At 69.6% G+C, this 13,172-nt stretch carries 13 protein-coding genes and 1 pseudogene; 7 read left to right on the top strand and 7 right to left on the bottom strand.

All coding sequences use genetic code 11. The features are described from left to right. The coding region (locus A5709_RS24825; RefSeq protein WP_197520230.1) for an ATP-binding cassette domain-containing protein at positions 1-2,183 on the top strand (2,183 nt) is incomplete at its 5' end. Position 2,184: 1 nt separating this feature from the next. Further along, positions 2,185-4,722, top strand: a complete 2,538-nt coding sequence (locus A5709_RS24820) for an ATP-binding cassette domain-containing protein (protein ID WP_068123250.1) — start codon at positions 2,185-2,187, stop codon at positions 4,720-4,722. A gap of 5 nt (positions 4,723-4,727) precedes the next feature. Here the strand turns inward: A5709_RS24820 and A5709_RS24815 are convergent, their stop codons facing one another. The 6 genes from A5709_RS24815 to A5709_RS24790 form a co-directional block, all read right to left on the bottom strand. Then, positions 4,728-5,279: a pentapeptide repeat-containing protein gene (locus A5709_RS24815; RefSeq protein WP_068123247.1), complete on the bottom strand. Its 552-nt coding sequence runs from the start codon at positions 5,277-5,279 to the stop codon at positions 4,728-4,730. After that, the gene (locus A5709_RS24810; RefSeq protein WP_156768152.1) at positions 5,276-5,872 is read right to left on the bottom strand and encodes an ATP/GTP-binding protein; all 597 of its coding nucleotides are present in this window, start codon (positions 5,870-5,872) and stop codon (positions 5,276-5,278) included. Before A5709_RS24810 ends, A5709_RS24815 begins: the two co-directional genes overlap by 4 nt. Then, on the bottom strand, positions 5,853-6,227 hold the full coding sequence (locus A5709_RS24805; protein ID WP_068123240.1) for a DUF742 domain-containing protein: 375 nt from the start codon (positions 6,225-6,227) through the stop codon (positions 5,853-5,855). Before A5709_RS24805 ends, A5709_RS24810 begins: the two co-directional genes overlap by 20 nt. A 6-nt stretch (positions 6,228-6,233) precedes the next feature. Continuing rightward, the gene (locus A5709_RS24800) at positions 6,234-6,632 is read right to left on the bottom strand and encodes a serine protease inhibitor (RefSeq protein ID WP_067949870.1); all 399 of its coding nucleotides are present in this window, start codon (positions 6,630-6,632) and stop codon (positions 6,234-6,236) included. Then, entirely contained in the window at positions 6,629-9,364 is a 2,736-nt protein-coding gene (locus A5709_RS24795) for a sensor histidine kinase (protein WP_068123253.1), read from the bottom strand. Before A5709_RS24795 ends, A5709_RS24800 begins: the two co-directional genes overlap by 4 nt. 241 nt (positions 9,365-9,605) lie before the next feature. Further along, on the bottom strand, positions 9,606-10,211 hold the full coding sequence (locus A5709_RS24790) for a bifunctional 2-polyprenyl-6-hydroxyphenol methylase/3-demethylubiquinol 3-O-methyltransferase UbiG (RefSeq protein ID WP_068123238.1): 606 nt from the start codon (positions 10,209-10,211) through the stop codon (positions 9,606-9,608). Positions 10,212-10,228: 17 nt separating this feature from the next. On the opposite strand from A5709_RS24790, the gene A5709_RS24785 reads away from it, so the two are divergent. Together A5709_RS24785 and A5709_RS24780 are read left to right on the top strand one after the other, a co-directional pair. Continuing rightward, positions 10,229-10,699: a tRNA (cytidine(34)-2'-O)-methyltransferase gene (locus A5709_RS24785; RefSeq protein WP_068007011.1), complete on the top strand. Its 471-nt coding sequence runs from the start codon at positions 10,229-10,231 to the stop codon at positions 10,697-10,699. 30 nt (positions 10,700-10,729) lie between these two features. Next, positions 10,730-11,056 (top strand): YciI family protein, encoded by a 327-nt coding sequence (locus A5709_RS24780; RefSeq protein ID WP_067949865.1) that lies wholly within the window; start codon positions 10,730-10,732, stop codon positions 11,054-11,056. On the opposite strand, the gene A5709_RS24775 is transcribed toward A5709_RS24780, so the two are convergent. Further along, positions 11,057-11,701, bottom strand: coding sequence for a nitroreductase family protein (locus A5709_RS24775; RefSeq protein WP_068123235.1), 645 nt, complete (start codon positions 11,699-11,701; stop codon positions 11,057-11,059). Positions 11,702-11,942: 241 nt separating this feature from the next. On the opposite strand from A5709_RS24775, the gene A5709_RS24770 reads away from it, so the two are divergent. From A5709_RS24770 to A5709_RS24760, 3 genes and pseudogenes are all read left to right on the top strand, one after another. Continuing rightward, positions 11,943-12,401, top strand: a complete 459-nt coding sequence (locus A5709_RS24770) for a hypothetical protein (RefSeq protein WP_156768150.1) — start codon at positions 11,943-11,945, stop codon at positions 12,399-12,401. 19 nt (positions 12,402-12,420) lie between these two features. After that, positions 12,421-12,825: a hypothetical protein gene (locus A5709_RS24765; protein ID WP_067949859.1), complete on the top strand. Its 405-nt coding sequence runs from the start codon at positions 12,421-12,423 to the stop codon at positions 12,823-12,825. Positions 12,826-12,949: 124 nt separating this feature from the next. Beyond that, a pseudogene (locus A5709_RS24760) lies at positions 12,950-13,172 on the top strand (OB-fold nucleic acid binding domain-containing protein); the annotation flags it as partial.

Raw genomic sequence — 13,172 nt, 5'->3', positions numbered from 1 at the left:
ACTGGGCGTCGCCGCCGCGGCGACCGCGCCCCGGCGCGCCCGGGCAGCGCCCCGCCCCGCCGGGGCAACCGATGCACGCGGGCGGGGGTCGCGCGCCGGCCCCTCCGCCCGCCGCACCGGCGCCCTCCAATTTCCAGCCGCATCCGCAGATGCCGGCGCCGGAAACCCGGATGTCACCCACCAGCGCCAAGCCGCCCGAGGTGGCGAACCTGGCGACGAAGATGTTCCAGGCGCTCAGGCCCTCGCGGTCCGGGGCCATCCAGAAGCCTTCCGGCGCACTGACCATCGGGCGTGCCACCGACAACGACGTCGTGATCCAGGACGTCCTGGCATCCCGCCATCACGCGTTTCTGACCCAGACGCCGCTGGGCACCGAAATCCGCGACGCCCACAGCGTCAACGGGACCTTCGTCAACGGTGTGCGGGTGGGGTCCGCGGTGCTGACCGAGGGCGACGTGGTCACCATCGGCAACGTCGACCTCGTCTTCACCCGCGGTGAGCTGCTGCGCCGCACCGAGGCCGCGACCCGCACCGGCGGCCTGGAAGTGAACTCCGTCTGCTTCAAGGTCGACGGAAAGCAGCTGATCGACCACGTCTCGCTGACCGCCCGGCCCGGCACGCTGACGGCCATCATCGGTGGTTCGGGCGCCGGCAAGACCACGCTGTCGCGGCTGATCGTGGGCTACACCAGCCCCAGTTCGGGCTCGGTGACCTTCGAGGGGCACGACATCCACGCCGAGTACGCGTCGATGCGCAGCCGAATCGGGATGGTGCCGCAGGACGACGTCGTGCACCGGCAGCTGACCGTCAGCCAGGCCCTGAACTACGCCGCCGAGCTGCGGCTGCCCCCCGACACCAGCAAAGCGGAGCGGGCCCAGATCGTCGCCCAGGTCCTCGAAGAACTCGACATGACCAAGCACGCCGAAACCCGGGTCGACAAACTGTCCGGCGGCCAGCGCAAACGCGCCTCCGTGGCCCTCGAGCTGCTCACCCAGCCCTCGCTGCTGCTGCTCGACGAGCCGACCTCCGGCCTGGACCCCGCGCTGGACCGCCAGGTCATGCTGATGCTCCGCCAGCTGGCCGACGCGGGCCGCGTGGTGATGGTGGTGACCCACTCGGTGTCGTACCTGGACGTCTGCGACCAGATCCTGCTGGTCGCGCCGGGCGGCAAGACGGCCTTCTGCGGCCCGCCCGATCAGGTCGAGGCGGCCATGGGCACCCGCAACTGGGCCGACATCTTCGCCAAGGTGGGCGCCGACCCCGACGAGGCCAACCGCCGCTTCCGGGAGCGCAATCAGCAGCAGTCCCAGGCGCCGTCCCCGCAAAGCCCGGCCGACCTGGGTGAACCACCGAGGACCGACCTCTGGCGGCAGCTGTCCACGATCGCCCGCCGCCAGGTGCGCCTGGTGGTGTCCGACCGCGGCTACACGGTCTTCCTGGCGGTCCTGCCGTTCCTCATCGGCGCGTTGTCGCTGACGGTGAAGGGGCCCCATCCCGGCCTCGGCCCGGCCGACCCGCTCGGCCCCGCACCCACGCAGCCGCAGTACATCATGGTGCTGCTGAACATCGGCGCCGTCTTCATGGGCACCGCGCTGACCATCCGCGACCTGATCGGCGAACGCGCGATCTTCCGGCGGGAGCAGGCCGTCGGGCTGTCCACCACCGCCTACCTGCTGGCGAAGATCGCGGTGTTCTGCGTCTTCGCGACGCTGCAGGCGGCGGTGGCGACCATCATCGTGCGGCTGGGCAAGGGTGCGCCGACCGCCCACCCGCCGTTCTTCGGCAACTCCACCTTCTCGCTGTTCGTCACCGTCGCGGGCACCTGTGTCGCGTCGGCGATGCTCGGCCTGCTGCTGTCGGCCGTGGCGCAGTCCAACGAACAGATCATGCCGCTGCTGGTGGTGTCGATCATGTCGCAGCTGGTGTTCTCCAGCGGCATGATCCCGGTCTATCAGCGCTTCGGTCTCGAGGAGCTCGCGTGGCTGACACCGGCCCGCTGGGGTTACGCCGCGGGGGCGTCGTCGATCGACTTTCCGTCGCTGGTGAAGGTCAAACAGATCCCGACCAACGACCCGATCTGGCAGCACTCGAAACACATCTTCGTGTTCGACATGGCGATGCTCGCGTTCCTTTCCATCGCCTACACCGGCTTCGTCCGATGGCACATCCGGCTGAAACGCTGAGATGACCCAAGCCCCGGCGCCCGTCCTGACTGTTCGATCCGACCGATCGAAGGGCAGCTTCGCGGCCGGCCGCGACGTGGTCGTCGGTAGCGACCTGCGCGCGGACCTGCGGGTGGCGCATCCCCTGGTCGCCCGATCGCACCTGCTGCTGCGCTTCGACCGCGGCAAGTGGATTGCGCTGGACAACAATTCGCTGAACGGGGTGTACATGAACGGCCAGCGGGTGCCGCTGGTCGACATCGAGGACGGCCGGACCGTCAACATCGGCAAGCCCGACGGTCCCCGGATCACGTTCGAAATCGGCCACCACACCGGGGCCGTGGGCATGCTGCCGCCGACCACGGAGTCGATCCCGGTCATCACGCCGCCCAGCGACGCCCAGCGCGCGCAGCCCGCTCCGCGACCACCGAGCCCGCCGCGGCCGCCCCGCGCGCACCCATGGGAAGGTCCGCACCGCACCACCGCCGTACCGATTGTCCGGCCGGATGCCGCGACCCGCTCGGTGCCGCAAACGGGCGGGCCGCCCGGGCTCAATCAGCCCACCCAGATCGGCGTGAGCGGTCAGGTGGCGGAGTTTCCGACCACGCGGGTGAAGAGCGTGGGGCCCGATTCCGATCGGGCGACCGACCGGCCCGGACGCGCCGCCTGGATCGGTCGCGCCCTCGACAACGACATCGTCATCCACGACGTGCTGGCGTCGCGCCACCACGCGTTCCTGACCCCGACACCCGCGGGACCCGAGATCCGCGACGCCAACAGCAGCAACGGCACCTTCGTCAACGGGGTCAAGGCCGCGTCCGCGGTGCTGACCGAGGGCGACGTGGTCACCATCGGCAACGTCGACCTGGTGTTCTCCGGCGGCATCCTGGTCCGCCGCCAGGAGGCGGCCACCCGCACCGGCGGCCTGGAGGTGCGCGGCGTCAACTTCAGCGTCACGGGCAAGAACCTGCTCGAGAACATCTCGCTGACGGCCCGCCCGGGCACGCTGACGGCACTCATCGGCGGGTCGGGCGCGGGCAAGACCACGCTGTCGCGCCTTATCGCCGGGTACGCCACTCCGACCTCCGGGCTGGTCACGTTCGAGGGCCACAACATCCACACCGAGTACGCGTCGCTGCGGACGAGGATCGGGATGGTCCCCCAGGACGACGTGGTGCACCGCCAGCTCACGGTGAACCAGGCCCTCGGCTACGCGGCCGAGCTGCGGCTACCGCCCGACACCACCAAGGCCGACCGGGAAGAGGTCGTCGCGCAGGTGCTCGACGAGCTGGGGCTGACGCAGCATGCGGACACCCGGGTGGACAAGCTTTCCGGTGGGCAGCGCAAGCGCGCCTCGGTGGCGCTCGAACTGCTCACCGGGCCGTCGCTGCTGATCCTCGACGAGCCGACGTCGGGCCTGGACCCGGCGCTGGACCTGCAGGTAATGACGATGCTGCGTCAGCTGGCCGACGCGGGCCGGGTGGTGCTGGTGGTCACCCACTCGCTGACCTACCTCGACGTCTGCGACCAGGTGCTGCTGATGGCTCCCGGCGGCAAGACGGCCTTCCTGGGAGCACCCGACCAGATCGGCGCGGTCATGGGCACCACCAACTGGGCGCAGATCTTCGCGAAGGTGGGCGCCGACCCCGACGAGGCCAACCGCCGCTTCCTGGCGCAGAACAAGCCCCCGCCGCCGGTGGAGACGGAGGCGCCGGCCGATCTGGGCGCCACGCCGCGCACCACCATGCGACACCAGTTCTCCACTGTCGCGCGCCGCCAGGTTCGCCTGGTCGTCTCCGACCGCGCCTACTTCGCGTTCCTGGCGCTGCTGCCGTTCGTGATGGGTGCGCTGTCGCTGACCGTGCCGGGCCACACCGGGTTCGGCTACGCCGATCCGACGAGCGACTCGGCCGGCGAGGCCGGGACGATCCTGACGCTGCTCACCATGGCCGCGGCGTTCATGGGCACCGCACTGACGATCCGCGACCTCATCGGCGAGCGCCCGATCTTCAAGCGCGAACAGGCGGTGGGGCTTTCGACGACGGCCTACCTGCTGGCCAAGATCGCGGTGTTCTGCGTGTTCGCCGTCATCCAGGCGGCCATCGCGACCTCCATCGTGATAATCGGCAAGGGCGCCCCGAAGCGGCCGGCCGTGCTGCTCGGCAACGCGACCCTCGAACTGTTCGTCGCCGTCGCCGCGACGTGTGTGGCCGCGGCCATGCTGGGGCTGCTGCTGTCGGCCCTCGCGCGCTCCAACGAGCAGATCATGCCGCTGCTGGTGGTGTCGCTCATGGGGCAGATGGTGCTGTCCGGCGGCATGGTCCCGGTCACCAACCGGCTCTTCCTCGACCAGCTGTCCTGGGTGGTCCCCTCGCGCTGGGGATACGCAGCGCAGGCGTCGACGGTCGACCTGTGGACGGTGGCGCCCGGCCCGCAAAGCCCGCGGGACAGCCACTTCCAGCACACGTCGGCCGCCTGGCTGTTCGACATGGGCATGCTCGCGGCGTTGTCGGTCGGCTATGCCGCGCTGGTGCGCTGGCGCATCCGGCTCAAGCACTGAGCCGATCAGCCGTCGAGGCGCAAACCTTGAGCCGCCGCGAACGCCACCGCCTGACCGACGTCGACGCGGGCGCCCGCCAGCGACGCGGTTCTCCACAACGAGGGGTCCACGGTCGCGCCGCGCAGGTCGGCGTCGTCCAGCCGGGCGCCGGTCGTCCGCGCGCCGGATAGGTCGGCGCCGCGCAACACCGCCTTGCGCAGGTCCGCCTCCACCAGGCTGGCCTCCCGCAGCCGGCAGCCGCTCAGGTCGACGCCACGCAGGTCGTTACCGCCGAGCACCGCGAGCGTGAAGTCGACCTCGTCGAAGGAGATCGGCCGCATCCGGCACTGCACGAAGACCGAGCCCAGCATGCTGCACTGGGCGAACTCGCTGTGCCACAACGACGTTCGCTTGAACGTGCAATTGCGGAACGCCGATCCGCGGTGCTGCGACTCGGCCAGGTTGGCGCCGCTGAAGTTGCACTCGTCGAACACGACCCGTTCGGTCTGCCAACGGCTGAGGTCCTCGTCGGTGAAGTCGTGACCCTCGAAGTGGCGATCAACCCACCGCGTGCTCAACTGGCCGTCAGGCTGGCCAGAGCGTATTCGCTGACCGCGATCAGCGCATCGGTCGCCGACCGGCGATCCCGGGCGTCGACCGTGATCATCGGGATGTGCGGGGGCAACGTGAGCGCCTCGCGCACCTCCGCAACGGGGTAGCGCGGCGCGCCGTCGAACTCGTTGACCGCGACCAGGAACGGCAGATTGCGGTGCTCGAAGAAGTCGACCGCGGCGAAGCTGTCCTCCAGGCGCCGGCAGTCCACCAGCACGATCGCCCCGATGGCGCCGCGGACGAGGTCGTCCCACATGAACCAGAAGCGGCGCTGCCCCGGCGTGCCGAACAGGTAGAGCACCAGGTCCTCGTCCAGCGTGATCCGCCCGAAGTCCATCGCGACGGTGGTGGTCCGCTTGTCGGGGGTGGCTTCCAGCGCGTCGACGGCGGTCGAGGCGTCGGTGAGCATCGCCTCGGTGCGCAACGGCATGATCTCCGACACCGCCCCGACGAACGTCGTCTTGCCTGCACCGAACCCGCCCGCGATGACGATCTTCGTCGAGGCGTGGGCGGAGTCGGCGTACATCTCGGAGTGCGCCTCAGAGTGCCTTAAGGCCACGCAGCGTCCTTCCTATCAGTTCGTGGCGCTCATCCCTGGTCGAACGCTCGGACAACGTCTTATGCACCCGAAGGTAGCCGGACAAAACCAGATCGCCGACCAGGACGCGCGTGACACCGAGCGGCAAATCCAGCCGGGCAGAGATCTCCGCGACCGACGGACTGCCAACGCAGAGCTGGATGATCTGGCCTTTCGCGTCGTCGGCCGGCCACCGGTAAGCCAGGCCGGCCTGCAGCGTCTGAATCGGCGCTTCCACGGGAAGGTCGACGGCGGTGCCGGTCCGTCCGGAGGTCAGGGTGTACGGGCGGACCAGGTTCCCGCTACGTGCGCCCGGCCGGGGTTCGCGTTCGTCCATCGCGGCTCACGAGACGCCAGACCGGCGGGTGGACTGCACCACGCCCCCGACCCGCTCGACCAGGATGGCCATCTCGTAACCGATTTGACCGATGTCACACGACGTGGCGGCGAGCGTGGCCAGGTGCGAGCCGTCGCCGACGCGCATCAACAGCAGGTAGCCGTGTTGCATCTCGACCACCGACTGCAGCACCTGCCCGCCCTCGAACAGCTGCGCGGCGCCGGTCGCGAGGCTGGCCAAACCGGACGCCACCGCGGCCAGCTGGTCGGCGCGCTCGCGTGGGAGATGCTCGCTGGCGGCGAGGGGCAGCCCGTCGACGGAGACCAGCAAGGCGTGCGCCACGCCGGGGACCTCGCGGGCGAACCGCGTCACCAGCCAGTCCAGCGAGTTGTCAGGTGAAGTCATTCCTGATCGGACCCTTGCGTCGTGTCGCGGGCGTGCGACCGGCCGGTGCGCACGCCGCCGAAGTGGTTACTGAAGGAGGCGCGCACCGCCTCGGGATCGCGCGTCGCGGCGGCGTGCTGCGGCTCGCGGGCGGAGTGGGTGCCGCCGTTGGTTCCCTGGCCTTCGTCGGCCGGCTGGTCCTGGCCGGGCAGGGCGGTCCCGTTGGCCGTTCCCGGCACGAGGCGGGCGCCGGGCGTGCGGACCGGCAGGCCGTGCTCGGCGGTGCGCGATTCGACGGGCTTCTCCTCGGCCGCCGCGGCCAGCGTCCAACCGCGGTCCCACACCGACTGCCAGTCCAGGTCGGGGCTGTTGACCAGGTCGTGCGGGTCGCCGAGCATCTCCGACAGCATCCGCCGGTAGATCACGTCGTCGTCGGCCGGCGCGGGATCGCTCTGGGGGGCGGCCGGAATCGGCTGGGCGGGCACACTCGGCGCCGGGGCCGCCGGCTTGTCGGCCTCCCGCGATCGGGCGGCGAAGAACGCCGACGTGTCCGACGCGGTCCGCGCCGGCGCGGGTTTGGGATCCGGCTCCGCCGGGTCGCCGCTCTCCCACCACGGGGTGGGGAGTTCGCGCCGGTGCCGCTGGGGTTGCCGCTCGTCGGCGGGCACCTCGGTGATGCCGCTGGAACCCGGGTTGCGCCGGGGCAGCAGCGTGACCGGCGGTACGGGGTCCTGCGCGGCGTTCTGCAGCGCCGGCTCGGGCGTGCGTTCCTCGGCCGGCGCGGCGATTTGCGGGCTGGGCGACGAAACGGCCCGGATCCGCGTGGCTCGGACCGGCCGGCCCCCGCCCTCGAGGATGGTCGGCGGCAGGTAGATCTCCGCGGTGGTGCCGGAGCCCGTCTCGTTGGCCGCCGGGCCGCGCAGCCCGACCCGGATGCCGTGCCGGGCCGCGATCCGGCCGACCACGAACAGCCCCATGTGGCGGGCGTTGTCGGGGCTGACATCGCCCCCGGCCTGCAACCGCATGTTCGCCATGCGGCGGTCGGTGTCGTTCATGCCCAGGCCGGAATCGGCGATCCGCACCACGACTCCCCCGTCGCCGCCGCGGGCCGCCGAGACCCGCACGGGCGTCGAGGGCGGCGAGTAGCGCAGGGCGTTGTCGATCAGCTCGGCGAACAGATGGATGGCGCCGCCGGCGGCCGCGCCGATCAGCGTGCTGTTGTCGGGCAATCCGGCGATTTCGACACGGCGGTAGTCCTCGACCTCGGACACCGCGGCGTTGAGCACCGTCGCCAGCGGCACCGGGTCGCGCTGGTCGCGGGCAAGCTGCGCGCCGGCCAGCACCAGCAGGTTGGCGCTGTTGCGGCGCAGCCGGGCGGCGAGGTGGTCCAGCCGGAACAGGCTGTCCAGGCGTTCGGGGTCCTCCTCGTTGCGCTCCAGCCGGTCGATGAGCGACAGCTGCTGGTCGACCAGCGAGCGGCTGCGCCGCGACATGGTCTCGAACATGTCGTTGACCAGCAGCCGCAGCCGCGCCTCGTCGCCGGCCAGCAGCAGGGCCTGGGTGTGCAGTTCGTCCACCGCGTGCGCGACCTGGCCGATCTCCTCGGTGGTGTACACCGGAAGCGGTTGCGGCGTCGGCTCGGCGCCGCCCGCCTTGACCCGGGCGATCTCCTCCTCGAGGTCGGTGTGGGCCACTTTGAGGGCGCCGTCACGCAGGATGCGCAGCGGCCGCACCAGCGCGCGCGCCACCAGCAACACGACCACCAGCGCGATGACGATCGCGGCCAGCACCAGCACGGTGTCGAGAATCGCGGCGCTCCGCTTGTCGGCGGCCTGGGCGTGCACCGACTTGGTCACCGACGCGGTGGCGTCCTTGATGACCTGTTCGGCGATCTCGTCGGTGGTCTGGATCGAGCGCAGCAGGTCTGGGTTGCCGACCAGCACGCTGGCCGGATCGGACATGATCGCCATGCGGCCCACCATCTGCTGCTGCAGCGTCTTGGCTTCGGGCGAACCGGCGCCGACGACTTCGCTCATGCCGAACAGCGTCGACGGCTCGGTGCCCGCCAGGGTCGCCATCGAGGTCCGCAGCTGCGGTTCGGGCAGTTCGGCGCCGCGAGTGACAAGGATTTTCTGCATCGTCATCTGCCCGCGGGCGCCGACCGCCCGGCTCAGACCCTGAGCCTGGGCGCGGATCTTTTCGTCGTCGACGCGCACCGACGCGTTGATGACGTCCTCCGCGGTCAGCAGGATGGGGGCGTAGAGGGTCACCCGCTCCCGCAAACCGAGGCCGTTGTCGGCCGCCTTGTTCACCAGCATCTGACCGCCGTCGAGCAGGTTGTTCACGCCCGATCGGACATCGGCGCTGACGTCGGTGTCATCGAGTCTGGTCTGCAGTTCGTACTTGCGCGCATCGTAGTTCTTCTTGGCCCCTTCGACGTCGCGTCCGGTGCTGCCTGCCATCAGGGCGACATCGAGCGCGGACATGTATTTGGTGACCACCGGGACGACGTCGGCGCGCGCGGCGGCAAGCCGCAGACCGCCCGCGTTCGCCATGGCGCCGTGGATGCGCAGCACCCCGAAGACCGTCGCCAACACCAGCGGGACCAGCACAATCGCCAGCACTTTCCACCGGACCGGCCAGTTGCTCAGCGACCAGGTCGGCGGGCGTTTGTCCGGCGCCGGGTCGGTGGCGTGCGGCTGTGGGGACTCGGGTGCGGCCGCCTCGGCCGGGTTGGCCGGGCGGGCGAACATGGTCACGTCGCCACGGCCCTGCGACCGGCCGCTGCGCTGATCGTCAGCGCTCGAGAAATCGAGAGGCTCATGAGACTTCCTGCTTTATCCACCCGTACCACGCCAGATGGGCGCGAGCGCGTCAACGTGGCAATCCGACGAGTATGACAGCCCGCGGCCCAGGTCACCAGAATCGTTACTGAGCAGACAGGTCCCTCCAAGGTGGACCCGCGCACGGGCGGACGATTCTGGCAAACGCGGCTTACGCCGGCCGGAGGACGGCGACGAGGAAATCCGAGTCATCGGTGAACGGTCGCAGATCCCAGGTGGACAGCAGCAGATCCGGCGCGAAGCCGGCGGCCGCCGCGTCGTCGAGGAAGGCGGCGAACGCGTAATCGCGGCCTGCGCCGAAGCCGATCGCCGCCCGACCGTCGCGTTTGAGGTGGGCGCGCAGCCGGCCCAGCACCCGCTCCCGGGTGCTGGGGGCGAGAAACGTCATCACGTTGCCGGCGGACACGATCACGTCGAACGGTTCGGCGATGCCGCGGGCGGGCAGGTCGAGCTCGGCGAGGTCGCCGACGAGCCAGCGCGGACCGGGGTGATCCTGCTCGGCCGCTTCGATGAGCGCCGGGTCGACGTCGACGCCGACGACGTGATGGCCGGCGGCGGCCAGGTAGCCGCCCAGCCGGCCGGGGCCGCAACCGGCATCGAGGATCCGCGCGCCCCGGGGCGCCATCGCGTCCACGAAGCGGGCCTCGCCGGCCAGGTCATCGCCGGCGCGGGCCATGGCGCGGAACCGCTCGATATACCAGTGCGAATGTCCGGGATCGGCAGCGACTTTCTGCATCCAGATGCTCTGCTCGACCATGCGACCATTATCGCGTTGTGTTCAAGCTGATGTTCTACTCCCCGCGCATCGCCCCCAATACCGGCAACGCCATCCGGACGGCGGCGGCGACGGGCTGCGAATTGCATCTCGTCGAGCCGATGGGCTTCGACCTGTCCGAACCGAAGGTGCGGCGAGCCGGGCTGGACTATCACGACCTCGCCTCGGTCACCGTGCACGCTTCACTCGATGCCGCCTGGGAGGCGCTCGCGCCGGCCAGGGTGATCGCGTTCACCTCGAACGCGACCACCTCGTTCGCCGACATCCGTTACCGGGCGGGCGACGTCTTGATGTTCGGGCCCGAACCCACCGGCCTGGACGCGGCGACGCTGGCCGACGCGCACATCGGCGAGCGGGTGCGGATCCCGATGCTGGCCGGCCGCCGTTCGCTGAACCTGTCCAACGCGGCGGCCGTCGCCGTGTACGAGGCCTGGCGGCAGCACGGCTACCCGGGCGCCGTCTGGCGATGAGTTCTGCCTCCCGCGGGAGTCAGCAGTGACATGGCAACCTTCATCACGATCGGTTACGGCGACGAGGCCGGATATCACCGGTTGAGCGACGCTCGCAGACAGGCCGCGCACGCCCGCGACGACGAACTCAGCGCGTCCGGCGCGCTCGTCGCCCGAGCCGGGGACCCCGTTCAGGTGCGCAACCCGGACGGCGCGGGGGTGCGGATCGAGCGGGGCCCCTTCCTGCGATCGACGATGCCGATCGCGGGGTTCGCCGTGTTGGAGGCCGACGATCTCGACGCGGCGATCGAGCGGGTGAGTCAGACGCCCTGTGCGGTCGCGCACGGGGTGGTCGAGGTGTGGCCCCTTCAGACCTGATTACCAAGCGTCCCAATGCGTGACCTGCTCGGCGGGCAACCGCTTGGCGGGCCGGAAGTCGGTGCCCTTGGTGTAGGCGATCGGGAACAGCCCGCCCTGGCTGTACTTGTCGTAGGGAATGCCCAGCACGTCCGCCACCTGCTGCTCGCCGTCGCTCAGTAGGTGCAACGTCGTCCAGCACGAGCCCAGCCCGCGGGAACGCAACGCCAGGCAGAAACTCCAGATCGCCGGGAACAGCGAGGCCCAGAACGACACGCCACCCAGCGGCGTCTTGTCCTCGCGGCCTTCGATGCAGGGGATCAACAGCACCGGCGCCTCGTGCATGTGCTCGGCGAGGTAGGTCGCGGAATCGCGGACCTTGTCCATCCGCTCGCCGCGGGTGTCCCCCTCGCCGTATTGCGGCGCCGGCGCGCTCAGGTAGCCGCGGGCGTTGGACAGATAGACATCGCCGATCGCTTTCTTCTTCTCCGCGTCCTCGACGAACACCCATTGCCAGCCCTGTGAATTGGATCCCGTGGGCGCCTGCAGGGCCAGATCGAGGCATTCCATCAGCACCTCGCGGCCGACCGGCTTGTCGAAGTCGAGCCGTTTGCGGACCGAGCGGGTGGTGGTGAGGACTTCGTCGACGGACAAGTTGAGGGTCATGCTTGGAGACTACCGATGCCGCGATCAGGGGTGTCGTTTCGGGACCGATGGCCGAAGCGTCTGTGACCAACGGCCCTACGTGAGGCCCATGATCTGCGGCGATAGTCGTCTCGAGCGGCGGTTACCGCGCGACACACATATCATGAGGGGGACGATTCCGATGCCGGCAGGCAACCGATCTTTGGGTGCGTGCGTTCATGCGCATTGCGGTTGTTCGTCACGAAACCGCTTGGGCCGCAACGTGACTTCCCTGGAGCGCATCGGCCTGCTTGCGCTGGTCGTGTTCATCGTGGTGGCCGTGGGGTGGGCGTCCAGGACGCCGAGCCACGCGATGCCCACCGGCGACAAGGGCCTGCCCGGGAAGTGGCTCGGAGATGCGCGGTGTTACGACGGCTCCAAGGGCACCGCGGCCCTGGAGGTCACCAGCGTCGTCTTCAACGAGTTCCACGGCAAAATGAGCTACTCGCCTTGGGGCTTTTGCGAGCAATACCACGATGAATACCTATGGGGCACTGTGAATCCGGACGGCAGCCTGCAGGGCAATATATTCGCGGGACACTATTTCTACAGCCGTACCAATGACTGGACGCTGCAATACAACTGGGACCAACAGTTGGGCGGTGTGGACAAATGGATTCACGGGCGGCTGGTCAAGCAGGCCGGCGAACCCATGCCCGTGCCGGCACAGCCCACCAACTAGCTATCGAAGGACGACGCAGATGAAAATGATTGGTCGAGCGGCCATCTGGGCCGCCGCGGTGACGGTGGGGCTCGCTGCGACGTCCGGCGTGCGTGCGAGTGCCGAAGACTATCTGTATGTGCACACCGAGTCCGCAAGGACGCGGTGTTCGATCGGAACACACGACGTTCTGTGCGTGAGCCAAACTCTGGAATTGCCAGTAGGTTTCGGCAACAACGCGGCCGAGGTCGACGACACGGGCAAGTTGCAATACCTGGGCGTGGGCATGGTCGGTGACCCTGATCGCGATATCGTGCTGCATTACGGCCAGACGTATCACCTGCAGGGCTGGACGGTGCTGCCGACGGATCATGGCACCCGGTTCACCAATGACCGCACCGGCCACGGCATGTTCGTGAGCGTTCACGGGATCTATTCGTTCTGAGGCCTGAAGGCAAGGCGCTGAGGCTCACCGGAAGTCGCGGGACTTCGAGCCGACGGCCAGGGTGATGCTGCCCAGCCGTTCGGCGACGACGGTGATGGCGCCGCTCGCGTTTTGGACCTGGCCGCGCACCAGCATCGCCGGCGCGGTGACCCACCGGCAGCGGCCCGGCACCGCCCAGGGAGTGACGTTTCTCAACCTCGAGGACGAGACTGGGATGGTCAACGTGCTCTGCACACCCGCGGTGTGGGCGCGGCATCGCAAGCTGGCCAACACCGCGCCGGCGATGCTGGTGCGCGGCCAGGTCCAAAACGCGAGCGGCGCCATCACCGTCGTCGCCGAACGGCTGG

It is taken from the genome of Mycobacterium sp. E1386 (assembly GCF_001672745.1).
GTDB lineage: Bacteria > Actinomycetota > Actinomycetes > Mycobacteriales > Mycobacteriaceae > Mycobacterium.
Note: the sequence above shows the minus strand (reverse complement) of the source record. Positions and strands in the feature narration are given on the sequence as shown.

Bases quoted from the DNA above. Each gene is read 5' to 3' on its own strand.
- A5709_RS24765 (WP_067949859.1), top strand. From the start codon at position 12,421: ATGAAAATGATTGGTCGAGCGGCCATCTGGGCCGCCGCGGTGACGGTG.
- A5709_RS24790 (WP_068123238.1), bottom strand. From the start codon at position 10,211: ATGGTCGAGCAGAGCATCTGGATGCAGAAAGTCGCTGCCGATCCCGGA.
- A5709_RS24805 (WP_068123240.1), bottom strand. From the start codon at position 6,227: ATGGACGAACGCGAACCCCGGCCGGGCGCACGTAGCGGGAACCTGGTC.
- A5709_RS24800 (WP_067949870.1), bottom strand. From the start codon at position 6,632: ATGACTTCACCTGACAACTCGCTGGACTGGCTGGTGACGCGGTTCGCC.
- A5709_RS24780 (WP_067949865.1), top strand. From the start codon at position 10,730: ATGGCAACCTTCATCACGATCGGTTACGGCGACGAGGCCGGATATCAC.
- A5709_RS24820 (WP_068123250.1), top strand. From the start codon at position 2,185: ATGACCCAAGCCCCGGCGCCCGTCCTGACTGTTCGATCCGACCGATCG.
- A5709_RS24795 (WP_068123253.1), bottom strand. From the start codon at position 9,364: ATGTTCGCCCGCCCGGCCAACCCGGCCGAGGCGGCCGCACCCGAGTCC.
- A5709_RS24775 (WP_068123235.1), bottom strand. From the start codon at position 11,701: ATGACCCTCAACTTGTCCGTCGACGAAGTCCTCACCACCACCCGCTCG.